At 64.1% G+C, this 25,430-nt stretch carries 15 protein-coding genes and 1 pseudogene; 10 read left to right on the top strand and 6 right to left on the bottom strand.

All coding sequences use genetic code 11. The features are described from left to right. Positions 1 to 623: 623 nt before the first annotated feature. Positions 624 to 1,745 (bottom strand): Gfo/Idh/MocA family oxidoreductase, encoded by a 1,122-nt coding sequence (locus tag ABFD92_04735; GenBank protein MEN6503824.1) that lies wholly within the window; start codon positions 1,743 to 1,745, stop codon positions 624 to 626. Between the two features lie 309 nt (positions 1,746 to 2,054). Between ABFD92_04735 and secA the strand changes: the two genes are divergently transcribed. The 6 genes and pseudogenes from secA to ABFD92_04705 all read left to right on the top strand — a co-directional run bounded on the left by secA (position 2,055) and on the right by ABFD92_04705 (position 10,483). Beyond that, entirely contained in the window at positions 2,055 to 5,756 is a 3,702-nt protein-coding gene (gene secA / locus ABFD92_04730) for a preprotein translocase subunit SecA (GenBank protein ID MEN6503823.1), read from the top strand. Positions 5,757 to 5,968: 212 nt separating this feature from the next. After that, a pseudogene (locus tag ABFD92_04725) lies at positions 5,969 to 6,076 on the top strand (SEC-C metal-binding domain-containing protein). 21 nt (positions 6,077 to 6,097) lie between these two features. After that, positions 6,098 to 6,253, top strand: a complete 156-nt coding sequence (locus ABFD92_04720; protein ID MEN6503822.1) for a hypothetical protein — start codon at positions 6,098 to 6,100, stop codon at positions 6,251 to 6,253. A 13-nt stretch (positions 6,254 to 6,266) separates the two neighbouring features. After that, entirely contained in the window at positions 6,267 to 7,463 is a 1,197-nt protein-coding gene (gene carA / locus ABFD92_04715; GenBank protein ID MEN6503821.1) for a glutamine-hydrolyzing carbamoyl-phosphate synthase small subunit, read from the top strand. Between the two features lie 99 nt (positions 7,464 to 7,562). Beyond that, complete coding sequence (locus ABFD92_04710) at positions 7,563 to 8,999, top strand: TldD/PmbA family protein (protein ID MEN6503820.1); 1,437 nt, start codon at positions 7,563 to 7,565, stop codon at positions 8,997 to 8,999. A gap of 161 nt (positions 9,000 to 9,160) precedes the next feature. After that, positions 9,161 to 10,483 carry a metallopeptidase TldD-related protein gene (locus tag ABFD92_04705; protein ID MEN6503819.1) on the top strand — a complete coding sequence of 441 codons (1,323 nt, stop codon included), beginning with the start codon at positions 9,161 to 9,163 and terminating at the stop codon, positions 10,481 to 10,483. 111 nt (positions 10,484 to 10,594) lie between these two features. On the opposite strand, the gene ABFD92_04700 is transcribed toward ABFD92_04705, so the two are convergent. Continuing rightward, complete coding sequence (locus tag ABFD92_04700) at positions 10,595 to 11,851, bottom strand: ATP-dependent Clp protease proteolytic subunit (protein MEN6503818.1); 1,257 nt, start codon at positions 11,849 to 11,851, stop codon at positions 10,595 to 10,597. 215 nt (positions 11,852 to 12,066) lie between these two features. On the opposite strand from ABFD92_04700, the gene ABFD92_04695 reads away from it, so the two are divergent. Together ABFD92_04695 and ABFD92_04690 are read left to right on the top strand one after the other, a co-directional pair. After that, positions 12,067 to 13,485, top strand: a complete 1,419-nt coding sequence (locus ABFD92_04695; protein ID MEN6503817.1) for a PEP-CTERM sorting domain-containing protein — start codon at positions 12,067 to 12,069, stop codon at positions 13,483 to 13,485. 158 nt (positions 13,486 to 13,643) lie between these two features. Continuing rightward, positions 13,644 to 14,699: a WG repeat-containing protein gene (locus ABFD92_04690; GenBank protein ID MEN6503816.1), complete on the top strand. Its 1,056-nt coding sequence runs from the start codon at positions 13,644 to 13,646 to the stop codon at positions 14,697 to 14,699. 91 nt (positions 14,700 to 14,790) lie between these two features. Here ABFD92_04690 and ABFD92_04685 read toward each other — a convergent pair whose 3' ends face one another. Continuing rightward, on the bottom strand, positions 14,791 to 18,000 hold the full coding sequence (locus tag ABFD92_04685; protein ID MEN6503815.1) for an L-fucokinase: 3,210 nt from the start codon (positions 17,998 to 18,000) through the stop codon (positions 14,791 to 14,793). A gap of 89 nt (positions 18,001 to 18,089) precedes the next feature. On the opposite strand from ABFD92_04685, the gene ABFD92_04680 reads away from it, so the two are divergent. Together ABFD92_04680 and ABFD92_04675 are read left to right on the top strand one after the other, a co-directional pair. Next, complete coding sequence (locus tag ABFD92_04680; GenBank protein MEN6503814.1) at positions 18,090 to 19,205, top strand: aldo/keto reductase; 1,116 nt, start codon at positions 18,090 to 18,092, stop codon at positions 19,203 to 19,205. 5 nt (positions 19,206 to 19,210) lie between these two features. Beyond that, positions 19,211 to 20,812, top strand: a complete 1,602-nt coding sequence (locus ABFD92_04675; GenBank protein ID MEN6503813.1) for a hypothetical protein — start codon at positions 19,211 to 19,213, stop codon at positions 20,810 to 20,812. A 961-nt stretch (positions 20,813 to 21,773) separates the two neighbouring features. Here ABFD92_04675 and cysN read toward each other — a convergent pair. Genes cysN through cysC form a run of 3 tightly spaced genes read right to left on the bottom strand, consistent with a single transcriptional unit; the run spans position 21,774 to position 25,289 of the window. Next, positions 21,774 to 23,696 (bottom strand): sulfate adenylyltransferase subunit CysN, encoded by a 1,923-nt coding sequence (gene cysN / locus ABFD92_04670; protein ID MEN6503812.1) that lies wholly within the window; start codon positions 23,694 to 23,696, stop codon positions 21,774 to 21,776. Positions 23,697 to 23,731: 35 nt separating this feature from the next. Next, on the bottom strand, positions 23,732 to 24,637 hold the full coding sequence (gene cysD / locus ABFD92_04665; protein MEN6503811.1) for a sulfate adenylyltransferase subunit CysD: 906 nt from the start codon (positions 24,635 to 24,637) through the stop codon (positions 23,732 to 23,734). Next, positions 24,627 to 25,289, bottom strand: a complete 663-nt coding sequence (cysC, locus tag ABFD92_04660) for an adenylyl-sulfate kinase (GenBank protein ID MEN6503810.1) — start codon at positions 25,287 to 25,289, stop codon at positions 24,627 to 24,629. Before cysC ends, cysD begins: the two co-directional genes overlap by 11 nt. Between the last annotated feature and the right edge of the window lie 141 nt (positions 25,290 to 25,430).

Below are 25,430 nucleotides of genomic sequence, written 5' to 3'. Positions count from 1 at the left end.
CACGTCGTAAGCGGCGCTAATCTGAAAAAACAGACTGTCCATGAGGCCCACTCCGTAAAGTTTCTGTAAGTCTTTTAATTCAAGACACCTCTGCGGTCTCTGCGATCTCCGCGGTGAAATATCCGGGCTAAGCACGAAGGCCCCTCTGGGGCCAAAACTCATGAAGGAGGAATTATGCAAAATCCTGTCCCTCAGGGTTCGTGTGTCGTCCCCTCCGGCTGCAAGTGCGCATAAAAAAAGGCGATCGGAGAAGGAGCCGACCGCCCTTAGAGGAAACCAGGTAACCGCTAGGAGGAGGCGGCTACCTTGTCTGGCAGCGGGAGGAGGGGCCCGCTACCACTTAGGTTGGCAACCGGAGGAGGGGCCGGCTACCATTTTCTGGAGCAATCGGTGGAGGAACCGATTACTCCTGAGCAGAGGTCTTAGGTTGTCAAGTATCAGTCTCGTACCGTCCGGGCTCGCTAAGCTTCCGCAATCCCTTTCGATCAACTGATGGAGGCAATATACCACGGGTTCTTTTCTTAGCGTTTGGCGGGCAATGCATCACTTGGCAAACATCGCGAATATGGCTTAAAACAAGCTGTTTTATAACTTTTCAAGACCGAAAAGTTTTTCGATTTTCCTCAAGAACGCCCCGACTTTTCCGCCATCCGCGTCGCCGCCTGCGCCAACGCCACCGCCCGTCGGCCGTTGTTCTCGCTGATACGACGCCGGCCGCTACCGTTGACGAAGGCGATCTGGTCGCTCACCAGGTCGCGAACGGCCTGGGCGTACAGGGCGAATTTATCCGTAAAGGGGGCGTACTCCAGGTGGATGCGGCGCGTCAGGTGCCGGCGTTTTCCGCGGCCGACAAGCTCGCGATCATCCAGCGTCTCCATCACCGTCACGTCGGCGCCGCCGCCGCAGCAGCGTGTCAATTCGTCTATCGCCGCGTCGTCGACAGCGGCGTCTATCGTCAGCTTCAGCGGGATCCAGCCGTCGACGCGGATGTCGCCGGTCTCCAGCACCAGGCGGTGGTCGGTGCGGTCGAGGGGGGCGATCTGGTCGAAGCCGTGGTAGTGGCTGGCGATGGTCCCGCCGTCGTGGATCGCCGTGCAGGTGACGCGGTCCTGCTGGTTGGTGCCCTCGCGAGTCTGCGCCGAGGCGCTGTCGATCTGCCCCTTGCCCAGCCAGTACTCGTACAGGTCGAAGAAGTGTACGCCGTGCTCGATGAAGATCCCGCCGGAAACATCGCGGTTCCAGAACCAGTGCTCGGCCGGCAGATTGCTGTCGGAGGCGCAGTTCGTCAGCCGCGCCGAGAGGACCTTGCCCAGCCGTCCGCTGTCGATGACGGCCTTGACCGCCTCGGTCACCGGCACGTACCGCATGACGAAGTTGACCGGGCAGATGGTCCCGGCCGTGGCGGACGCCTGAAGGAGGCGGTCGGCCTGATCGGTGTTCAGTGCCAGGGGCTTTTCGCAGAGGACGTGCTTTCCGGCGTTGAGGGCCGCCAGGGCCAGTTCGTAATGGCTCGAGGGGGGCGAGGCGATGTGGACCATCTGGATGGTCTCATCGGCCAGCAGCGCCTGCGGGCTGTCGTAGGCGCGGATGCCGAAGCGTTCAGCCGCCGCGTCGGCGGCAGGCTGCACCACGTCGGCGGCGCCGACGGGCTGTATGAATGGCAGCGAACTGACCGACTCCAGCGTAAACTGCCCGAACCCGCCGCAACCGATGAGTCCCCAGGTGATGACGTCATTACTGGCCATTGCTGATTCTCCTGAATACGGATAGCGCATGAACGGACGGACGGACGGATGGACGGATGGATGAATGGATGAATGGATGAATGGGAACTCTGCGTTGTCCAACCATCCAATCATCCAATCATCCAACCATCCAACCATCCAACCATCCACCCATCCAACGATCCTCTGAGCGTCTCTCTGCTAGCTTGACTGCCGTGCCTTCCCCGTGCGATACTAAGAATCTTATTCTGCGTCGGTTGTCGGATGTGGCGGATGCATTGGGCGTTCATCCGGCGTAGTATTGATATCCCATGATTTGGGCAGTGGTAGATGATCAAGATTCTCGGCAAAATCTTTATCAAGCTCATCGGCGGCACGCGCAACGAGCGCCTCGTGCGATCGCGGCTGTATTATGTGCGCCAGCGGATCAACCCGCTGGAGGAGCAGATCCGCGCCCTGAGCCCGGAGGCGCTGCGGGCCAAGACCGACGAGTTCAAGCAGCGCTTCGCCGCCGGCGAGTCGCGCGAGCGGATCAAGCCCGAGGCCTTCGCCGTCGTCCGCGAGGCCAGCCGCCGCGCCCAGAACCACCGCCAGTTCGACGTGCAGCTTGTGGCCGGCATGGTCCTGGACGAGGGCGCCATCGCCGAAGAGGCCACCGGCGAAGGCAAAACCATCGCCTGCTACCCGGCGATGTACATGGCCGTGCTCGAAGGGCTCAAGGTCCACCTCGTCACGCACAACGACTACCTCGTCCGCGTCGGCGCCGACTTCGCCACGCCGATCATGAATCTGCTGGGCGTCAGCGTCGGGTTCATCACCGCCGACATGCCCGCCTACGGTCCCGAGGCCGCCGCGCGGCAGGCGTCGTACGCCTGCGACATCACCTACGGCACCAACAGCGAGTACGGCTTCGACTTCCTGCGCGACAACATGAAGATGTCCGTCGCCGAGCAGGTGCAGGGGCGGCTGGACTTCGCCATCATCGACGAAGTCGACAGCATCCTGATCGACGAGGCCCGCACGCCGCTGATTATCTCCGGTCCGGCGTACGGCCAGACCGACCGCTACCGCAAGGCCGACGCCGTCGCCCGCGAGGTCATCAAGCGCAACCGCCCGTGGGACCAGGCCAACAAGCGCGTCGAGGCGATCAAGCGAGAGCTCGGCTCGCTCGAGGGCGAACTGGGCAAGCTCAAGGGCGACGAGCGTAAGAAGATCGAAAACCGCCTCGACGCCAAGCAGGCGGAGCTCGAAGAGGCCCAGGCCGACGAGGCGCGCCACGACAAGCTCTACGAAGTGCAGATGGACAAGAAGTCCGTCCACCTCACGCACGAGGGCGTCAGCGTGGCCCAGGACATCGCCGGCGTGGGCAGCTTCTACGTCGGGGCCAACATGGAATGGCCGCACCTGATGCAGCAGTCGCTCCAGGCGCACCTGGTCTACGAGCTCGACAAGGACTACGTCGTCCGCGACGGCACGGTGGTGATCGTCGACCAGTTCACCGGCCGACTGATGGAAGGGCGCGAGTGGTCGGACGGGCTCCACCAGGCCGTCGAGGCCAAGGAACACGTCACCATCAAGGAAGAGAACCAGACGCTGGCGACGATCACGCTGCAGAACTTCTTCAAGCTCTACAAGAAGCTCGCCGGCATGACCGGCACGGCGATGACCGAGGCCGGCGAGTTCCGCAAGATCTACAAGCTCGACGTGATCACCGTGCCCACGCACCGCCCGGTCAACCGCGTCGACCACGAAGACCGCATCTACGCCGAGATCGATTCCAAGTTCGACGCCGTCGTCGAGGAGATTCACGAGTACTCGATGAAAGGCCGCCCCGTCCTGGTCGGCACCACCAGCATCGAGAAGTCCGAGCACCTGAGCACCCTGCTCCAGCGGCGCTACGGCATCGAGCACCGCGTCCTCAACGGGCGCATCCAGGACGCCCTGGTCGAGGGCGAGATCGTCAAACTGGCCGGTCTGCAGCACCCGCTCAAGAAAGACTCCAAACAGATGGTCGGCAACGTGACCATCGCCACGAACATGGCCGGGCGCGGCACCGACATCAAGCTCGGCCAGGGCGTCGTGTGGGAAAACTGCAAGGTGCCGCCGGCCGAGAAGCTCACCGAACTGGGCGTGGCGTTCGACCCGCTCTACCCGCCGGGCGTGACCAAGTGCTGCATCAACTGCCAGCAGTACAACCCCGCCACCGACTGCGCCCACTGCTTCAAGCCCAAGATCGACAAGGATTTTCCCCTCCGCGGCCGCACCGACTGCCGCGTCGTGGTCCCCTGCGGGCTGCACATTGTGGCCACCGAGCGCCACGAGGCGCGGCGCATCGACAATCAGCTTCGCGGGCGAGCCGGCCGCCAGGGCGACCCGGGCTCGAGCCGCTTCTTCCTGTCGCTGCGGGACGAGCTGCTGGCGATCTTCGCCGGCGAGTGGACGCTCAAGGTGCTGGGATGGCTGGGCCTGCAGGGTCAGGAGGCCATCGAGCACCCGCGCGTGAGCAAGGGCATCGAGCGGGCGCAGAAGAAGGTCGAGGAACGCAACTTCGACATCCGAAAGAATCTGCTCGAATACGACGAGGTCATGGACTTCCAGCGGCGGGCGTTCTATTCGCAACGCCAGCGCATCCTCGAAGGGCGCGACCTTGAAGGCCTCCTGATGGACATGATCGCCCCGACCGTGTCCGAGGGCGTGGCCAACTATCTCGACCCCAGCTACCACCGCCGCGGTATCGCCGAGTGGGCCGCCACCACCCTGCAGATCAACATCACGCCCGACCAGGTCAAGGCCGACACGCCCGAAGAACTGCCCAACCTCGAAGCAGACCTGCGCCGCCTGGCCAAGGACGAGGCCGTCAACGTCATCACCACGACCCTGGGCGAATACATGGACGAAGAGGCCGACCCCAAGGAGTGGGATCTCCGCGGCCTCTCGAGCTGGGCCATGAGCCGCTTCGGCGTTCAGCTTTCGCAGAACCAGCTCCGCAAGATGCAGCCGCACGAGGTGGACGAGGCCCTTCAGGAGGCCGCCGCCGAACGCATCGACAAGCTCGACATCTCCGAAGTCGAACGCTACCTCAAAGCAGACCTGGGCAAAGAGGCCCTGGTTGCCTGGGCGGCTGACAAGTTCTCCATCGCCGTCACCCTGGAAGAACTCGGCGAGACGCCCGAGACCGCCTCGAAGTTGCTCATTGCCAAACTCAACGACGCCTACCGGCGCCGCGAGATCGAGTACCCCGTCGAATACGCCCTGGACATGACGGTCGCCAAGGCCGGCACCGAGAACGTCTACGCCCTCAAGGACCTGGTCGACTGGGCCAACGCCAAGTACGAGGCCGCCCTGACGGTCGAGGAGCTCCAGGGCAAGAGCATCCAGTCCATTCACCAGCGGCTGGTGGAGCTGTCGCGCCAGTGGAACGAAGGCGGGCGGCTGGAACAGGCGGTCCGCGCCGCCCTGGGCAGCGACCCGAGCAAAGAAAAGGCCATCGAGTTCGCCGCACGCCGCTTCGGCGCCGAGCTGAGCGAGGCGGATTTTGACAGCGATATCATCGGCCGCGTGATCCACGCCGGCCGAACGTATCTGCGTCGCGAGATGACCGAGCTGGAGCGGTACGTCTTTCTGCAGATTTACGACAGCGCGTGGAAAGACCACCTGCTGGCGATGGACCATCTTAAGAGCGGCATCGGCCTGCGCGGCTACGCCGAGCAGGACCCGCGCGTGGCATACAAGCGCGAGGGTTCGGCGCTGTTCAACGAGATGATGGAAGCCGTGCGCGACCGCGTCAGCTCGATGATCTTCAAAGTTCGCCTGGCCGCCGGCGAAGAAGTCTCCAGCGTGTACCAGGTTTCGTCGGCGGCGCACGAGCAGTTGGCGGGCTTCGGGCACCTCAGCGGCGAGGGCCAACGCGCCGGCGAAGACCAGAAGGTGCTGACGATCCGCCGCGACGAGCCGAAAGTCGGCCGCAACGATCCCTGCCCCTGCGGCTCGGGCAAGAAGTACAAGAAGTGTCACGGGATAGGGAAAGACTAGGGTTTAGGTCATAGGTCGTAGGTCATAGGGGTTTCGGGACCTACGACCTACGACCTGCCTGACGGTACAATGAAGACGAGGACTTTGCCATGGCACATGACCCCATCAGCGAGCGATTCGCAAAGAAGCAGAACGAGAAGAAGTTGACGGACCTCTCCAAGGCCGCCCGCGGTAAAGATGACGTGGCCGCCGAGGAAGAGCTGATCAAGAAGACCGAAAAGGTCCCGCCGATCAAAGGCCACGAGCAGGTCGATCGCAACGCTCCCTGCCCATGCGGGTCGGGCAAAAAATATAAGAAGTGCTGTGGCGCCAAGGCCTGAGCCGCTGCAAAGGAGCCTGACATGATGCTAGGAAGCACTGGTTTTGAAGAGTTCATCATGACTATTACGATCGTTGGGCTGTTGTTGCTGGCCCTGCTGACGGGTTCGGTTCGGTCAGCCGCGATATCGTTGCGGCGGATCGCGCAGGCACTGGACAAGAGCGATCCTCAGAAGTGAAAGAAGAAGTTGTATGACTAAACAAGTCTGCAAATTGGCCTTGGAAGACGGCTTGGTCTTCACCGGCACGTCTTTCGGCGCGGCCGGGACCAGCGAGGGCGAGGTCGTCTTTAACACCGGCATGACCGGCTACCAGGAAGTGCTGACCGATCCGTCCTACAACGGGCAGATCGTCACCATGACGTATCCGCTGGTGGGTAACTACGGGATCAACACCGAAGATATCGAAAGCTACAACACGCGCGTGCAGGTAGCGGGGTTCATCATCAAGGAACTCTCGCCCGTTGTCAGCAACTTCCGCTCCAGCAAATCGCTCGATGAGTACCTCGCAGCCGCCGGCGTCATGGGCCTGGCCGGCATCGACACGCGGGCGCTGACGCGGTACATCCGCATCACCGGCGCGCTCAACGGCGTGCTGAGCACCGAGATTCTCGACGATGCGGAACTGGTCAAGCGAGCGGCCGCCATTCCGAGCATGGCCGGACTGGACCTGGTCAAGGTCGTCGCCCCGACAGAAGGATATAAGTGGGCCGACGGTTACTCCAGCAAGTTCGCCCAGGCGCACCGCGAGCACGGGGCGAAAGTTTACGACGTGGTGGCCATCGACTGCGGGGCCAAGACCAACATCCTGCGCAACCTCGTCGAGTGCGGCTGCAATGTTTCGGTCGTGCCGGCCGGCGCCAGCGCCGCGGAGATCCTGGCGCACAAGCCCCAGGGCGTGTTCGTCTCCAACGGCCCGGGCGACCCTGCGGCCGTCACGTACACCATCGAGTCGCTGCGCGACCTTCTGGGCAAGGTGCCGATCTTCGGCATCTGCCTGGGCCACCAGATGCTGGGCCTGGCGCTGGGCGCGCAGACGTACAAGCTGAAGTTCGGCCATCGCGGCTGCAATCAGCCGGTGCGCAACCAGTCGACGGGCAAGGTCGAGATCACCTCGCAGAACCACGGGTTTGCGGTGGAGGAGAAGTCGCTGATCGCCACGGGGGCGGCCGTGACGCACATCAACCTCAACGACAACACGGTTGAAGGCTTCACGCACCCGGACCAGGCATTGTTCAGCGTGCAGTACCACCCCGAGGCCAGCCCCGGTCCGCACGACGCGACGTATCTGTTCGACTGCTTCCGCGACATGATGGAAAGCGGCAGCGCCCCGACGGGCCAGCAGATGCACGCGGCGCAGGAGAAGCTGGCCAAGGCGGGGCAGAAGTAGTAATCGGTGAAAAGTAATCAGTAACCAGTAATCAGTAATCAGGAGGGTGCCACGCACAACTCCGTTGTGCGTGTCCCTGAACATACAACCAGAGCAAACGTGAAGAACATAGAGTCAATCTTTCGCGATATCGTTCCTTCCGGGGTGGACTTCTGTTCGCTGCGACACGTGTGCAGTGACGGGCGGTCGCTCCTGGTGCGTCAGGATGTCCCTGAGGCGCCGGGGCTCAGTCATGACGAAGGAGCGATGATCACCGTCATCGCCGGTGGGGGGATCGGATACGGCGCCACGTGCGATCTGTCGCGCGAGGGACTCAAGAACGCTGCACAGCAAGCTGCCCGCTGGGCGAAACACACCGCGGGGCGGTGCGTGACCGACTTCAGCAAGCTGATTCCCGCGGCGGTTACGGGCGAATATCGCACGCCGGAGGAGACGCCCTGGTCGTCGCTGTCGCTGGCGGCGCTGCTGGAGGTGCTGACCGAGCAGTCGCGGAAACTTAAGACCGCCGACTGCATCGTCGACTGGATGACGGCCGTGCGACACTGGAACTGGCAGACGCTGCTGCTGACGACGGCGGGGACTCGCATCGAGCAATCGTTCTCGTCGGCGGCGGTGTTCATGTCGGTCTCGGCCAATCGCGGCAGCGACACGCAGACGCGCACCCTCGGCGGGCACGGGTACAGCCAGCAGGGCGGGGCGGAGGTGCTGACGCGGTGCAACTTCACCGCCGCCGCGCCGCGCCTGGCGGGCGAGGCAATCGAGCTGCTTGATGCGCCCAACTGCCCCAAGAGTTCGATGGACCTGCTGATCGACAGCGACCAGATGGTGCTGCAGGTTCACGAGTCGATCGGCCACCCGCTCGAGCTGGACCGCATCCTGGGCGACGAGCAGAACTACGCCGGCACGAGTTTTGTCACGCTGGACATGATCGGCTCGTACCGCTACGGCAGCGAACTGCTCAACGTGTTCTACGATCCGACGTGCGCGTTCGCCAACGCCAGCTTCGGCTGGGACGACGACGGCGCGCCCGCGCGCAAGACGGCCATCATCGAAAAGGGAATCCTCAAGGGCGTGCAGGGCGGAGCGTTCTCGCAGGCCCGCGCGGGGCGCGACTCCGGGACGGCGTCCAGCCGCGCGTGCAACTGGAACCGCCCGCCTATCGACCGCATGGCCAACCTCAACGTCGAGTGCGGCAGCGCGAGCCTGGAAGCGATGATCGCGGCCGTCAAGCGCGGCGTCTACATGAAGACCAACCGCTCCTGGTCGATCGACGACAGCCGCAACAAGTTCCAGTTTGGTTGCGAATGGGGGCGGTTGATCGAGGACGGGCGGCTGACGACGGTGGTCAAGAACCCCAATTACCGCGGGATCTCCGCCACGTTCTGGCGGAATCTCAAGATGGTAGGCTCTGCCGCGACGATGGAAACGCTGGGCACGCCCAACTGCGGCAAGGGCGAGCCCAATCAGTGCGTCGGCACCGGCCACGCCAGCCCAGCGTGCCTGTTTGCGGATGTTGAAGTCTTTGGCGGGGCATAGCACGGGCGTCCCCGCCAGTGAGTGGCATGGGCGTCTCGCCCATGCTCCCGGTTTTGTGGCATGGGCGTCTCGCCCATGCTCCCAGACCGTTCGGACGATCAGGGACACGCACAACGGAGTTGTGCGTGGCACCCATCCGGCCCTTGGTAAGGATGTGAATTGTGCAGCAAACTTTCTACAAACTGGCCGACGAACTGACCGCCACGGCGGGCAAGAACGAAGTGATCCTCCTCTACCTTGCCGGCGAGCGGTCGGATTTCGTCCGTTTTAACAAGGCCGCCGTCCGACAGCCGGGCAGCGTCCTCCAGCAGTGCCTGCGAGTGGAGCTGATCGAAGGCCGGCGGCATGCGGCCAAAGTGATCGGCATTTCCGCCGACGAACAGGCCGATCTGACTGCCGCGCGCCAGGCGCTGGACGAGCTTCGAACCGCTCTGGGCGAATTGTCCGAGGATCCGTATCTGCTCTTTGCCGAGCAGGTCCACAGCACCGAACAGATCGGCCCCGACCGCCTGCCCGACGCCGCCGACGCGGTGGACACCGTGCTGGCCGCCGCGGGCGGGTTGGACCTGGTGGGACTCTACGCCGCCGGCGAGATCACGCGCGGGTTCGCCAACTCGCTGGGCCAGCGGAACTGGTTCTCGACGCACAGCTTCAATCTCGACTGGAGCTTCTACCACGCCGCCGACAAGGCGGTGAAAACGCAGTACGCCGGATTCGCCTGGGACGCCGCCGCTTTCGGCGTCAAGATGGACCTGGCACGCCGGCAGCTCGACGTCATGAAGCGCTCGCCCAAGACTGTGCCTCCGGGCCAATACCGCGTCTACCTGTCCCCGGCGGCCGTGGGCGAAGTCATGAACATGCTCTGCTGGGGCGGGTTCGGTCTCAAGGCCCACCGCACGCGCACGACGAGCCTGCTCAAGCTCATCGAAGGCGAGCAGACATTCGCCCCGGGCGTGGCGCTGACGGAAAATACGCGCGAGGGCCTGGCGGCGAACTTCTCGGCCGAGGGGTTCATCAAGCCCGATTCAGTCTCGCTGGTCGAAGGCGGCCGACATGCCGGGGCGCTGGCCAGCCCGCGCTCGGCCAAAGAATACGCCGTGCCCACCAACGGCGCCGACCGCTGGGAGAGCCCGGCGTCGCTGGACATGGCCGCCGGCGAGCTATCGCTGGCCGACGTGCCCACGCGCATCGGCGAGGGCGTCTACGTCAACACGCTGTGGTACCTGAATTATTCCGACCGCCCCGGCGGGCGCATCACCGGCATGACGCGGTTCGCGACGTTCTGGGTGGAAGGCGGCCAGATCGCCGCGCCGCTGAACGTGATGCGATTCGACGAGACGGTCTACCGCATGTTCGGCAGCAACCTGCTGGGCCTGACCGCCGAGCGCGATTTGATTGCCGACAGCGAGACCTACGACTCCCGCAGCACGGCCTCGATGCGCCTCCCCGGCGCCTTGATCGACAACTTCGCCTTCACGCTCTAAATCCGCTTCACCGCGGAGTTCGCAGAGAACGCAGAGAGATAAAGAGACAGAGAAGACGGTTTCTGATTCCTCCCCGTCTCTCTGATTCTCTGCGATCTCTGCGGTGAGTTCCTACGGCCTGCCGTTGCGGAGGGTCTGGACTTCTTTTCGGTATTGATCGATGCGTTGGCGCGTCTGGTCGAGGCCGGTGGTGGACAGGCCCAGTTCGGCGTTGGCGTCGATCGTGCGCCGGGCCTGTTCGAGATTGGCATCGGCCATGTTGAGGAACTTGAGGCACTTGTCGGCCTGCTGCTGAAGCTGCAGTCGCGTGCTGTAGCGGAATCGAAGGGGATGGTTCGCCGCCGCCTGGGCGAGCATGGCGTCGGCCTGGCGCATGACGGCCTTGATGCGGTTGATATCGGAAGCCATCTTGCGTTTCCACGCCGCCGCCACGCCGCGGGCGTCGCCAAGCCCCTCCTGCCAGGACTCGATGCCCAGGAGCTTGCGCAGCTCGTCGATCGTGTCGGCGGGCCCTTTGGCCAGACCGACCTCGACGGCCTCGCCGGCCGATAGCGTCAATATCGTCCCCTTCTTCTTGATGACCTTGCCGCGGGCGGGTTGGTCGGTGAGGACCTTGCGGCCGTCCTTTTCAACCAGCGTGAGCTGAGAGTCGGTCTGCATCATGCCTTCGACGAGCTTGGGCTCGTGCCCCGCCGCTTCGACGAAGCTCTTGCACTCGGCGCGGACGATGGACTCGAACTTGGCGTTGATGTTCGAGGGCGTTCCCTGGGGCGTGAAGGTGAAGACAACGGCCCCGCCGATGGAGGCGGTGGGGGTGACGACGATTTCTTTGCACGACATGGCCAGGATCGCCGCGCACGAGTGCGCCCGCCTCACGTGGGCGACGATGCGCATCTGGCGGAACTCCTGGAGCACCTTGAGCATGTCGAAGAGGTCCTCGACGATTCCGCCGGGGCTGTCGATCTCCAGCACCACCACGTCGGTCCGGGTGTTGCGCGCCAGGGTGAGCATCTTGCGCAGCAGCACCGCCGAGATGTCCATCCCGATGGTGCCCTCAATGGGCACGACCATATACGTGGGCTTGGACGGGTCGATCTCCCGCTGCGGAGCCGCGGCCGCAACGACCACGCGGACGACGTTTTTGGCGTCGAACGACTGCACGCCGATGATCTTGCCGTCGTTAGTCTGCACCTCGAAGAGCACTTCTTTGGCCGACTGCTGCACCAGCCGCCCCTGGAGCTGCCTGCCGCTGTCGAGCACGAGCGTGTCGGCGCGGGCCCACGGCGCCGCTGCAGACACCGCGACAGAAAAGACGAAGAAGGCTCGAATGTGCCACCCGTACAGCACCGGATGAAGGGTTTTGGCCATATGCATGATTCTATATCCGGCCGGGGGCATAACAAGCGCCTTTTGCCAACGGCAACAGTTAATGCCTCCGCCGCGACTTTTCCTTCCCCTGTAACTGAGGGAATACCCTGAGACGGAGGTTTGCACTTGCAAAATCGCACATAATGTGCTAAAAGATAGGAACTGCAAGTGGTAAAGAGAGTGGAGCAGATTCGCGGTAGAAGGAGAGCGTCCCGATGAAAAGCGTCGGCAGCAGAGGCTTAAGTATACTCATTGGCGTCTTTGCTTTGATCGCGCTTCTGGCTGCTCCCGTGCAGGCGGGCTACCTTGATGACATCGGCTATACGCAACTGGTCGCCGAACTCGGCGCTGGCGTTCCCACCGGCAGCGGCATTTCGGTCAGCCAGGTTGAGGCCAAGGACTCGTCGAACAACTACTCGCCCAACACGGCCAGTACATCCTTCACCGGTAAGACCTTCACCCTGAAGTCGGGAGCCACGGGAATCTCCAGCCATGCCACGACAGTCGGGACGTATCTGTATGGCAACAGCGGCATGGGCAAAGGCGTTGCGGCCATCAATAACTGGGAAGCGGGCAACTGGCTCCAATCGGGTTTTCTCAAAACCGGTACCACGTTAGCGCCGCTGGTAGAGACGCAGCGGGTGCAGAACAACAGTTGGGTCGGCAGTTTTGGCGCCGGATATGAAGCGTACGACATTGAGGCCCTGAGGCGGTTTGACTACACGATCAGTCGCGACAACTATGTCGCCGTTGTGGGCGTCAATAACGGATCAAGCACCACGGTCCCCAATCTGCTGGCGGCCAGCTACAACTCCATCGCCGTCGGCGTCAGCAGCGGAAACCACAGCCGGGGCACGACGCTGATCGACACGGTCGGGCGCGTCAAGCCCGATATCGTCGCCCCGGCCACCTACACCAGCTACGCCACGCCGATGGTAGGGGCGGCGGCAACGATGCTGTTGCAGACCGCCGATGGCAGCCCCGCGCTGGTCAACGCGCGGAACTCCGAGTCTGTCAAGGCGATCCTGCTGGCCGGCGCGACCAAGGAAGAGTTCGCCACCTGGGATCGCACCACGACCCGCCCGCTCGACGAGGTGTATGGCGCCGGCGAGTTGAACATCTACAACAGCTACCACATCCTCACCGCCGGCGAGCAGAACGCCAGCGCCGTCTCGGACGTGCAAACCACCGGATGGGACTTCGACGCCGCTCCCACCAGCGGCCAGATGAAGTACTACTTCTTCGAAGTCGCCGACGGCACGAGCATGTCGGATCTTTCCGTTATCCTCACCTGGAACCGGACAATCACCGACACGCTCAACGGGCCCAGTTGGGGCAGTCCGGCGTCTTCACTGGCGAACCTGGACCTGTGGCTTTACGCCGCCGACGGGTTTGCCCTCGGCTCGCTGCTGGACAGCAGCGTCAGCACGCTCGACAACGTCGAGCACATCTACCAGACCGACCTTGCCGCCGGACGCTATGCCATCGCCGTCAACAGCGACACGGCAGGCACGGACTTCTCGCTGGCATGGCGCAGCACGCTGATGACGCTTGATATTCCCGAGCCCTGCACCCTGGTGCTGCTGGCCGGCGGGGGACTGGCGCTGATGCTTCGGCGTCGCAAGGCTGCGTGACCACCATCCGGGGGAGATTCCCAGACGCATCACCGCCAGGCGGATCTCTGGCAGAAATGTTGTGCATGCTCCCCAATGCCGCCGCGCATCTGCCGGGTGGCACGATGGGCCTGCTGACGCTAGAATAGAGGGCAGCCTCACACACAGGAGATGCCTCAATGAGTAAGCGTTCAGCTATTGGATTCGTCGCGGCGGGTCTGGGCATCGTTTTGGTCTGGAGCCTGGCGCCGGCCTCGTGGAACGCTTCGGCCTGGGCACAGGAAGAAGAGGCCGCCGGGGCGGGGGTTCTCTATCCCGTCGAGAAGGGCGGCAAGTGGGGGTACATCGACGCCTCGGGGCAACTGGTGGCCAAGTTGGAGTATGCCTGGGCGGGCCCGTTCTCGCAGGGGCTGGCGCCGGTGCGGGCGATGGAGGGCGGGCGGATCCAGATCAAGGCCGGCGTGGGGTATGTCAATTCCGCCGGTCGGATGGTGATCACGCCCAAGTTCGACCAGGGCGGCTCTTTCGTGGGCGGCCTGGCGCCGGTGCAGATGGGCGGCAAGTGGGGCTACAGCGACCCCCAGGGCAAGATCGTGATCGCCCCGCAGTTTGACTCCGTCGGTTCGTTCAGCGGCAAGTTGGCTCCGGTGCGCGTGGGAAGGGTGTTTCACTACATCGACAAGACCGGCCAGTCCCCCAGCCGCACCGTCTACTCCCAGGCCAACGATTTCTCCGAAGGAGTGGCGCTGGTGATGCTGGGCAAGGAGTGGCGATTCATCGATGAAGAGTCCCGCACGATCATCCGCCTCAACGTGCAGCAGGCGGGCAGTTTTTCCCAAGGCCTGGCGGCCGTGATGTTGCAGGGAAAATGGGGGTATATCAACAAGTCCGGCGCCTACGCCATCAAACCGCAGTTCGACGGCGCCGAGCCCTTTTCCGAAGGCCTGGCCATGATCACCCAGGCCGGCAAGAAGGGGTTCGTCGGCCTCGACGGGCAGATGGTCATCAAGCCGGAATTGGCCATGTGCGGGAGTTTTTCGTCGGGCCTGGCGCCGGTGATGTCCGAGGGCAAGTGGGGGTTCATCAACAAGACCGGCGCCATCGCCGTGGCGGCGCAGTACGAGGCGGTGACTGCGTTCAAGGGCCCCCTGGCCGCAGTGTACCCCAGCGAAAATCAGATGCTGTACATCAACACCGAAGGCAAAGTGGTCTGGCCCGGCCAGACGAGCGAGTAATCAGCCGCTGAGGTCGCTGATGGATGATTGACGGGTGGCATGGCGACCCGCTGAACAACGCGTGTCGCCATGCCACCCGGCCGGTTTTGGCTCAAACCACGCTCACCGTCAGTCCCTGGGGGCTGACCTGGAAATCGTAGAATCGCCTGGAGGGATCCGGTGGCACAGGCTTTCCAGCCTGTGAAGCCACAGCCTGGAAAGGCTGTGCCACGCTCAGCAGGCCGCACACCCGCGCGGCGTCCTGGGCGCTCTTGCAGACCATCAGCAGGAATCCCCCGCCGCCGGCGCCGAGCAGCTTGGCCCCGTACACGTGCTCTTCCACCCGCGCCAGCAGGTCCTCGATCTGGTCATTGCTCGTGTGGCTGCATAATTGCTTGTTCAACCGCCATGCCTGGCCGATCAGCCGCCCCAGGCCCGGAAGGTCGCGTTCTTCCATCGCCCGTGCGACGGCGGCTGCCAGCGCCGGCATCTGTTCCAGCGCGTCGACCACGCGGCGATCGCGACTCATCCATCCCCCGGCCACCTCCTGCAGGATGTTGCGCGCCAGGCGGGCGATGCCGGTGTAGTACAGCAGCGTCCTGCCGCCATTGCTTCGCGGGTCGAGCACGTCGCCGGGCAGCGGGCGGATCTGGGGATCGCTGGCCAGACCGGCCTGCGTCGAGATCAGCTTGACGCCTTCGACGCCGCCGCCGACCTGGTCCTGCCAACCGCCCCCTGCCGTCGTCGCCTGTTCCAGGCACAGCACCTGGTGGAACAGGTCCCGCCGCTCCAGCGACCGCCCCTGCATCTGTGCCAGCCCCGCCAGCAACGCTGCGGCCATGATGCTGCTGGCGCCCAGGCCGCTGCCGCGGGGAACCGCCGAGTGCATCCGCACCTCAATGCCGCCGCCGAAGGCCTCCAGCATCGCCTGCAGCGTGGCTCCGCCGTCGCGGGGGCCTCGCGGAGACAAGCCGCTCAAGTCCAGGGCGGCTTTGACCAGCGAAAACTCGCCCGTCACGTCGCGATAGTCCAGCAGTTCCTCCACCGTCGTGATCCGCAGCGACGCGCCCTGGTCGAGCGATTCAACCGTGACGACCGGCTCGTCGATGAGGCGCAGCTCGACGCTGATGGGTAACCGCCCGTCGAGCATGACGGCCGCGTTGACCACCCGCCCGCCGCGCTGGAGCGAGTAGGGGGGCGTATCGGTCCATCCCCCGGCCAGGTCCAGCCGCGCCGGCGCCTGGGCCCGCACCGTCTGCCCGCGGGCCAGGGCGCATCGCGGCGCGGGAGGCATGGTGCGGCCGGATAAGATCGTCACGGCCAGGTTGTCCAGCGCCACGCGGCGCAACCGGGCGGACCATTCCCGCACGCTGGTGCCCACGTCGGGCACCAGGGCCATCTGTCCCAGCCACGTCCGCAACTCGACCGAGGCACGCGAGCCCAGCCCCGGAAGCACGCGATTGATCGGCGCCGACGCGTCGCCGGGAAGGCCTTCCACTGCCGTCGCCAGCGTGTGCAGACCCTGGCTGAAGTCCAGCCAGTTCAGCCCCGGCGGAGACTGACGCTGGGCCTGTCGCAGCCGCGCGTGATCGAGAATGTCCAGCACCCAACCCGTGCAGTCGTCGCAGCAGCGAAGGGCAAAGATCAGATCCGCCGCGGAGAGTGTGCCGTCGCTGTCGAACAGGCAGCCGATGCTGCGGCGCAACTGCTCGATGTGCAGCAGACCGCGCCGCTCTATGAAGGCGCCCGGGTCGATCTGCCGCGCCATCTCCGCCAGGCTGTAGCGATCGGCTTCCAGGTACGCCTGCTTCTGCTGGGAGGTGGCCGTTTCCGGTTGCAGCATCCACAGCCAGTCCCGCCATGTCGTCGCAACTGCCCCCGCTGGAAAGAGCCTCGCCTCCCACAGAGCAGGCCGTGCGCCCTGGAGGCGGGCGTCCAGGATGTCCGCCTCGCGGGCGCCGACGGCGGCCAGCCACTGCGCCAGCGGGCGGCCGCAGAACCTCGCGTCGTCGACGGGCAATTTGAAGTCATCGTCCCGATGGTAGCAGCGGACGAACCACGCGCCCTTGCCGTGACGGTCTGAACCGGCGGCCACGTCCAGGCACGCCTGCGGGGGCAGGTGCAGCGGCATCTCGATGTCGGCGCCGATGAGGACGTTGTCGCCTCCAAGGTCCACCTCGTCGTCGATGCGGCAGCCCTCGATCCAGGCCGGTCCGCCGCTGAGGCGCCCGCGCGGGCCGCTCACGCTGCCAATGAGCAGCCGATGTTCGTCCGGCGTCGGCTGGCCGTCGTGCGACAGCAGGGCCAGGCCGCTCGAGATCAGTTGCCCCGTCGTTCCCCAATGCAAAAAGCCGCACTCCGGCAGCACCTCGGCGCTGAACGGCATGGAGGAGAGCGCTTGGAATATCTCGCCCAGCACCGCTTCGCTGCAGCGGCCGCCGGCGGCGGATGACGATTCGATCAACCGCTCGATCGACGTCTGCGTTCCCAGGGCGCAACAGATCTCGCGATAGAAGTCCAGCCCGGACGATTCGATGGCCGCCGCGACCGGTCCGCTCCAGGTCAACGCTCCGTCGGCGCCGCTCTGGGGGCTGACCAGCCCCAGAAGCGCGACGGCGAACTCGGCGTCGAAACTCATCAAGCCGGTGTCGAGCAGCGTGCGGCCGTCAGTGCCGATCGCGCCGCAGCGCGCCTGCTGCTGGCAGGTGGGTTTCTGGAGGTACAGGCTGACCGCCGCATCCTCCTGCGTGCAGAATACGCCGTGGCGGGCGGCCTGTTCCGGCGGGGCGGGAGTGGCCAGACCGGTCAGCCCAGCCCGGTCGAGGCGCACCGAAGCCGGGTCGAACAGCAGCAGCGCGTCGCCGGCTGCGATGACAAACTGTCCCGCGCCGCTGCCGCCGGGCGCAAGGGCAAGGTACGTCGCAAGCTGGCGGTCCAGCAGCGCCGCCGGCAGGGCCGCCCCGCAGGCGCCCGGGACGGGAACGAACACTTTGCCGCAGGGACTGTATGCCGGCAGGCGGCGGGAGTCGCCGCCGCCATGAATGATCAACACCCGAAGGCGCCGCAGTTCGTCGCCCCATCGCGTGCGGTCAGGCGCTGCCGCCCCCAGTCGCCGCCCCAGCAATTCCATCAGGCAGCGGATAGTGCTTCCGCCCGAGCCGATGCGCCGCCCCATCGGGTCGCCCACCACCAGCGCCTCGCCCACGCCGGCAAGCAGCCCCAATTGCACGCGATGACGAAGCTGCGCCTCGCACGCCGCCGCCTGGGCGTCGTCCGAGGCCGTCACAATCAGATAGTCCCAGTTATGCCGCACCGGTGCCATTGTAATTCGCCCTTGTACTGAGCCGCCAGTAGGATAGTATCCACCTGACAGAGGTTCCTGCCGCTTAACGCATTCACAAAGGAAGCATGATGATTTACCGCACCCTGGGCCGCACCGGATTGAAGGTCTCGCAACTGGGCATCGGCTGCATGCGCCTGCCCACCGTGCAGGAGGGCGACGCCCAGCACGTCGACCGCGAGGCGGCGGTGGCCATGATTCACGAAGCGTTCCGCGGCGGCGTGAATTACATCGACACGGCCGTGTTCTACCACGGCGGCGAGAGCCAGATCGCCGTCGGGGAGGCGCTCAAGGGTTGGCGCGACAAAGTGGTCGTCTCCACCAAGAACCACTACTACGGCGAGGATGAGAAGGAATGGTGGGGGCACCTCGAGACGAGCCTGAAGAACCTCCAGGTCGACAGCATCGACATCTACAACCACCACGGCATCAACTGGAAGGTCTACTGCGAAAACGTGCAGCCGCGCGTCGGGGCCTGGATGCTCAAAGCCCAGCAGCAAGGCCTGATCAAGCACATCTGCGCGTCGTTCCACGACGACAACGACGGCCTCATGAAGCTCATCGACAGCGGGTATCCGTCGGTCATCACGCTGCAGTACAACATGCTTAACCGCGCTCACGAAGAAGGCATCGCCCGCGCGCACGCCAAGGGCATCGGCGTGGTGGTGATGGGGCCTGTGGCCGGCGGGCGGCTGGGCGCCTCCAGCGAAGTGCTCGAGGGGCTGATCCCGAACATCCAGCGCGTGCCGGAACTGGCCCTGCGGTTTGTGCTGGCCAATCCCAACGTCTCGGTGGCGCTGTCGGGCATGAGCACGCTTCAGCAGGTGCGCGAGAACGTGGCGACGGCGTCGGACGGCGTGGCCCTGACGCCGGCCGACCGCGAAGCGATCGTCGCCCACATGGCCAGGCTCAAAAAGCTGGCCGACCTGTACTGCACGGGCTGTCGCTACTGCATGCCCTGCCCGGCCGAGGTGAACATTCCCTCGATCTTCGACAAGTTCAACACCGGCAACGTGTATGGCATGTGGGACATCGCCCGCCAGGGCTACGCCGGCATCGGCGTGGCGTGGGACCCTGGCAAACGCGCCGACGCCTGCACCGAGTGCGGCAAGTGCCGCGAGAAATGCCCGCAGAAGATCGATATCCCCGCTCAACTGGAAAAAGCCCACCAACTGCTCAAAGGATGATCGGCGTGAAACGCTTGGCTTTGTGCATATTGCTGCTGACCGCGGGCGCGGCCCTTGCTGGCGATGACATCACGGCAGGAACCGTCTTGCCGTCCCAGTGGCGTTACAGCACCGACGGCGGCCAGACGTACAGCCGCACGGCGCCGACGATCACCGGGATGCATGCGCCGGACCCCAATCGCCGCGACGCGGCCAAGTGCGAGTTCACCATCGACGATCCGGGCAAAATCGGCCTGCTGAAGATTCGCTGCGTCAACCCCGCCGGAAGCTTCGCCCTCAGCAACGCCGAAAGCGTCGACCGCTACAACGTCGGCTCCAGCCCGACGCTGCTGGAGACCCGGATCGTCCTCAACGGCAAGAAGACGAAACTGGACCACGATGAAAACACGCTCTACCGCTACCTGCGCGTCGAGGCGGGCGATTTGAAGAAGGGCGTCAACACGCTCGAACTGGCGGGCAATTTCTGGCACAAGAACTACCCCGCCGGGGCGGTCGCGTGCGACCTGGAGCTGGAGACTATCCCGCCCGACCGGGCCGTGCTCGATCGCCTGCCCGTGCTGGGCATGATCGGCGAGGACTACTTCGGCCTGGCCTGCCGGGCGATCATCCCCTCGCAGTTCACCATCGCCGTCACGCCGACCGATCCGCCGGGGCCCACGGTCACCCAGACCCTCGGGCCGTTCATCCAGCTCAAGGCTAAGGCCCCGCTGCCCAAAGGCACGCGAGCGTTCAAGTACTCCGTCACCGTCTCCGCCGGCGGGGCGTCGAAGCAGTACGGACCGTACGAGGCCCGCACGCCCAAAACCGGCGTGGGGTTCCGCTTCATGCTCGGCGGCGGGACGATGATCTACGGCCACCACCCGCAGGAGTTCGAGGCCTTCATGGCCAAGGTGCGCCAGGTGAGCCCGGATGTCTTCATCCACACGGGCAACTACCAGAACTGCCCCAACGTCGACGCGATGTGGACCAGCGATTTCTTCCGGATCACGCAGCCGACGTTTGCGAGCATTCCGCTGTTTGCCACGGTCAACATTACCGAGATGATGTCGCCGGCGACTTTCAGCCGCTCGTTCTATTTTCCCCCCGACGACGCCGACTGGGCCAACTGGACCGTCGCCGTCGGCAACGTGCGGTTCGTGGCCGTTGAAACCTTCGGCCAGTCGCACGACTCCAGCGGCGCGGGGCTCAAGTGGCTCGAGGATGTCCTCAAAGACGCCAAGGAAGATTACGTGCTGGTGCTCAACTCGCACGTGACCGGCTGCTCGCCCACGAGCTTCACGCGATGGTACGAGGACGGCACAAAGTACACCGCCGAAAAGATCGACCCGCTGCTGGTCAAGTACAACGTGACAGCCGCCATCGGCAACATCCACCGCTGCTACCAGCGCGTCGTCCCGCCGGCGGGCAAGGGCGTGCCCACGATCATCACCGGCAAGGCCGGCGGACTGGGCTGGCCGCTGCGGACGAAGGAAGTCGAAGGCTCCAAGGCCATCAGCGGCGCAAATCACTACGTGCTCTTCGAAGTCAAACGCGACCATCTGGAGATGAAAGCCGTCGACCTGGACGGGAAACTCATCGACACCTGCACGCTCAAACCGCGCAAGTGACCGGTTGGAAGCGGGAATACTGAGGCTAGTTACAATGAAAAGGAACTGGTGCCAAGGGCAACTATTCGACGTTATCGAATAGTTCGACGGGAAGTGGAGCCACGAGCTGACGGTAACAGGGAGGAGTAGCTTCGGTGAAAATTCAGCCGCAAATCGTCAAAGCGCACCAACGGCTCAAGAGGCAGTACCAGTAAGGGCTTTCTGAGCGGCGGTACCGACTTCGTCAGCGGGCGCGGCCTTGATAGTGGGCTGCCGCGCGCCGGCTGCATTAAGCCTTTTCAAGGAAGAACGGAGTACCAGACCGCCGATCGCTGATCGCACCAGCCAGATTGGCCAAACAAACAAGAACAAAAGGAATGATGTACCCTTGTCATAGCCCAAGCAACTCATTGCTTGCAGCTCAGATAATAGGAGGAAGATAATGGCTATGCTGTTTGCCACCCCCAAGAGACTGACCGCAAGCAGTAGTGGTCCCTGGAAAGTTGTCCCAGGAGCCAGCATAGCGTTGAAGACGATCGTTGCGACCAGGATAACGAACAGCGGCAGCGCTATCCTGAGTGCGAGGCGATGCCTTTGGACGGCACGGTGTATGATTTCAAGTTGGGCCGCTGTGGCCTGCAATTGACGTCCAATTCCCGGGGTTTTGTGAACGCGTCCACATGCGCTGCAACTGAACAACGTCCCAGCCTTGCTTGAGGGTCGTTCAAAGACTTTGCCACACTTGCAGCGGCATGTTGTTGTGCCCCAATCCTGCATTGTCGCTCCCTGCTGAGACCGCCAGACAAGTCAGTTCAGTCCCTATTACATACTCGTGGAGGCATTGTATGTTGCTTAACGAGACAGGACAACTTTGGCATCCAATATAAACTAGTTGCCATAGGGGGCACTTTTTCGTCCCCCGCACGGGTAATGCTTCCTGAAGGCATGGCGGCTGAATAACGGCCGCCATGGCACCCAAACACTACTTGTTCAGCACGCCTTTGGATTTCAGCATGGCCACGATCTGCTTGACGCACTGGTCGGTGGCGAGTTGGTCGGTTCGCAGGGTCAAGTCCGCCGCGTCGGGGGCTTCGTAGGGGGCGCTGACGCCGGAGAACTGTTTGACCTCGCCGGCTTCGGCCAGGTCGTACAGGTGCTCGGGGCTGCGCTGGCGGCAGATGTCCTTGGGGGCCGAGAGGAACACCTCCAGGAAGCGCTCCGGGCCGATGATCGTTCGGGCCGTCTCGCGCATGCTCGCATACGGCGACAGCAGCGCCGCGATCACGATCAGGCCGCTGTCGTTGAGCAGGCGGGCGATCTCGGCTGTGCGGCGGACGTTCTCGTTGCGGTCGTCGGCCGAGAAACCCAGATCCTTGCTGAAGCCCATCCGCGCGTTCTCGCCGTCGATCACCACGCAGGCCGCCCCCGCCTCGAAGAGCCGGCGCTCCAGCGCGTAGGCGGTGGTGGTCTTGCCGGCGCCGGTCAGACCGGTCAGCCAGAGGGTGGCGGGCTGATGCTGGAGCTTTTCGGCTCGCTCGGCGGGAGAAACCAGGCTGGCGTGGGTCTGCACGTGCGTGCTGACGGGGGCGGAGACTTTCTTCTGTTCGTTGACGAGCAACTCGTTGGGCAGGCGGTCGAGGATCATGCCCGCCCCGACGGTGCTGTTGGTCACGCGGTCGATGATGATGAACGCCCCGGTGGCGCGGTTGCGGTTGTAGGCGTCGAAGGCCACCGGCTGGGCCAGCGTGATCAGACAGCGCCCGATCTCGTTGAGTCGCAGCTCGGCCGCGTCGCTGCGGTGGAGCGTGTTGACGTCGACGCGGTATCGCAGCTCGCTCACTGTCCCGCCGACGAGGCGCGTGGTGTGCTTGATGGTGTAGGGCTTGCCCGGGGTCATCGGCTGATCGCTCATCCAGACGACCATGGCGTCAATCGTGCGGTCGACGTGCGGGACGTTATGCACGTGGACGATCATGGAGCCCCGCCCGACGTCCACTTCGTCCTGGAGCGTCAGGCCGACCGACAGGGGCGGGAACGCCTCGGCCAACTCGACGCCGCCGGGGCCGAAGACGGACTTGACGCGCGTGCGCACGCCCGAGGGCAGGACCATGATCTCCTCGCCGGGTTTGACCGTGCCCGAGGCCACCGTGCCCAGGAACCCGCGGAACGTGCGGTCGGGGCGCAGGGCGTACTGCACGGGAAATCGCAGGTCGATCAGGTTTCGGTCGGAGGCGATATGCACCGTCTCGAGGTGGTTGAGCAGCGCTGAGCCCTTATACCAGGGCATGTTTACGCTGGGCTCGACGACGTTGTCGCCCTTGAGGGCGCTGACGGGAATGAACGTCAGGTCGCTGACCTCGAGCTTGGCGGCGAACTCCGTGAACTCGGTGACGATCTTGCGGTAGACGTCCTGCGAGTAGCCCACCAGGTCCATCTTGTTGATCGCCACCACGAAGTGCGGAATGCCCAGCAGCGCCGCGATGAACGCGTGACGCTTCGACTGCGTCACCACGCCGTGTTCGGCGTCGATCAAAATGATCACCAGATTGGCCGTCGAGGCGCCGGTGGCCATGTTGCGAGTGTACTGCTCGTGCCCGGGCGTGTCGGCGATGATGAACTTGCGCCGCGGAGTGGCGAAGTAGCGGTACGCCACGTCGATGGTGATGCCCTGCTCGCGCTCGGACTTGAGCCCGTCGGTCACCAGCGCCAGGTCCAACTCGCCCCCGGCCGAGCCGCCCAGCTCAGACGCGCTGCGCACGGCCGAGAGCTGGTCTTCGAAAATGCCCTTGGACTCGTACAGCAACCGCCCGATGAGGGTGCTTTTGCCGTCATCGACGCTTCCGGCGGTCACCAACCGCAGCATGTCCTTAGTTTCGTTTTGATGCAATAATGTTTTAACGTCCATGGAATACCCGCTTGCGGTTTAGCGTCTTTTGAGTCTCAGAAATACCCTTCGCGCTTCTTCTCTTCCATCGAAGCGCTGCCGCTTTCCTGGTCGACGGCGCGGTTCTGCCGCTCGGAGGTGCGCGCCACCATCGTCTCTTCGATGATCTTCTCCAGCGTGTCGGCGTCGCTGGCGACGGCCCCGGTGCAAAGCTGGCAGCCGAGCGTTCGGAACCGCACGTTGAGGGTCTCGACGCTCTCGCCGGGCAGGGGCTTGTTGAGCTCGCCGGCCAGCAGCAGCATGCCGTTGCGGCGGATGACCGGCCGCGGTTTGGCGAAGTACAGCGGCACGATGGGAATGTTCTCGACGAAGATGTAGTTCCAGATGTCCAGTTCGGTCCAGTTCGACAGCGGGAAGACGCGGAACGATTCCGTGCGGGCGCATCGCGTGTTGTAGAGGTTCCACAGCTCGGGGCGCTGGTTCTTGGGGTCCCACTGCATGAACTCGTCGCGGAAGGAGAAGATGCGTTCCTTGGCGCGGGATTTTTCCTCGTCGCGTCGCGCGCCGCCGAAGGCCGCATCGAAATCGTACTTCTTCAGCGCCTCCACCAGCGCCTGGGTCTTGAGCAGGTTCGAGCAGAGCGAGCAGGTCCATTTTTCGTACGGGCCGATCTCTTCCAGGGCCTTGGTGTTGATATGTACCAGCAGCTTGGCCCCGATGTCGGCGGTGAAGGCGTCGCGGAACTCGACCATCTGGCGAAACTTGAACGTCGTGTCCACGTGCAGCAGCGGGAAGGGGATCGGCCCGGGGGCGAAGGCCTTCTGTGCCAGGCGGACCAGCACCGAGGAATCTTTGCCGACCGAATAGAGCATCACCGGGTTGCGGCACTCGGCCACGACCTCGCGGAAAATGTGGATGCTCTCGGCTTCCAGTTGCGCCAGGTGTGTCAGGTTATACGGCACGGGAGGACCTTTGCTTCTTGGCCGGGGTGGGACCGGCGGGAATCATCTTGCGTCGGCGCAGATACGCCAGCAGGCGCTGAGCGCATTGGGCGGCGGTGTATCGGGCGGTGTGGAGAACGACTTCGGGCGTGCGCGGCGCCTCATAAGGCGCTGCCGCGGCTATGCCCGTCATGTCCGGAATCTTGCCCTGTTTGGCCTTGCGGTATAGCCCCTTGGGGTCGCGGCGTCGGCACAGTTCGATGGGAGCCTCGACGTAGACTTCGACAAATCGTGCGTGCGGGGCGGCCTGTCGCGCCTCGCGGCGTCCCTTGCGATAGGGTGAGATGAAGGCGGTGATCGTGATGACGCCCGCGTCGGCCAGCAGGGCGGCCACCTGCCCGCCGCGACGGACGTTCTCGTGGCGGTCCTGGGGCGAGAAGCCCAGGTCGGCGTTGAGACCCTGGCGAAGGTTGTCGCCGTCGAGCACGTAGACCAGCCGCCCCGTCGTCGTCAGGGCCTCCTCCAGCGCGCGGGCGATGGTGCTCTTGCCCGACCCGCTCAGCCCGGTCAACCAGACCACGCAGCCGCGCTGACCCAGCAGCGCCTCGCGGTGGGCGCGTGAGATCGACCCGCGGTCGGTCGTCAGATTGCGCGATGTTATCTCTTTTGCCATGGGTAAAACATTGTGGCCTGCAATGGTCCAAGTTTCAACTTTTTTCCCCCCAACATCCGCTCTGGCAGCAACGTCTTTCAGCCGATACTATCGAGAAGGGCTTTGCGACTTCCGAGGTAATATATTGATACAGATCATTGA

The sequence above is a fragment of the Planctomycetaceae bacterium genome (genome assembly GCA_039680605.1).
Classification (GTDB): domain Bacteria; phylum Planctomycetota; class Phycisphaerae; order SM23-33; family SM23-33; genus JAJFUU01.
The sequence above is the reverse complement of the archived record's forward strand: the minus strand, read 5'-3'. Positions and strand labels throughout refer to the sequence as shown.

Coding starts and splice junctions, on each gene's coding strand:
- ABFD92_04735 (MEN6503824.1), bottom strand. CDS start 1,745: ATGGCCAGTAATGACGTCATCACCTGGGGACTCATCGGTTGCGGCGGG.
- secA (MEN6503823.1), top strand. CDS start 2,055: ATGATCAAGATTCTCGGCAAAATCTTTATCAAGCTCATCGGCGGCACG.
- ABFD92_04720 (MEN6503822.1), top strand. CDS start 6,098: ATGATGCTAGGAAGCACTGGTTTTGAAGAGTTCATCATGACTATTACG.
- carA (MEN6503821.1), top strand. CDS start 6,267: ATGACTAAACAAGTCTGCAAATTGGCCTTGGAAGACGGCTTGGTCTTC.
- ABFD92_04700 (MEN6503818.1), bottom strand. CDS start 11,851: ATGGCCAAAACCCTTCATCCGGTGCTGTACGGGTGGCACATTCGAGCC.
- ABFD92_04695 (MEN6503817.1), top strand. CDS start 12,067: ATGAAAAGCGTCGGCAGCAGAGGCTTAAGTATACTCATTGGCGTCTTT.
- ABFD92_04690 (MEN6503816.1), top strand. CDS start 13,644: ATGAGTAAGCGTTCAGCTATTGGATTCGTCGCGGCGGGTCTGGGCATC.
- ABFD92_04685 (MEN6503815.1), bottom strand. CDS start 18,000: ATGGCACCGGTGCGGCATAACTGGGACTATCTGATTGTGACGGCCTCG.
- ABFD92_04680 (MEN6503814.1), top strand. CDS start 18,090: ATGATTTACCGCACCCTGGGCCGCACCGGATTGAAGGTCTCGCAACTG.
- cysN (MEN6503812.1), bottom strand. CDS start 23,696: ATGGACGTTAAAACATTATTGCATCAAAACGAAACTAAGGACATGCTG.
- cysC (MEN6503810.1), bottom strand. CDS start 25,289: ATGGCAAAAGAGATAACATCGCGCAATCTGACGACCGACCGCGGGTCG.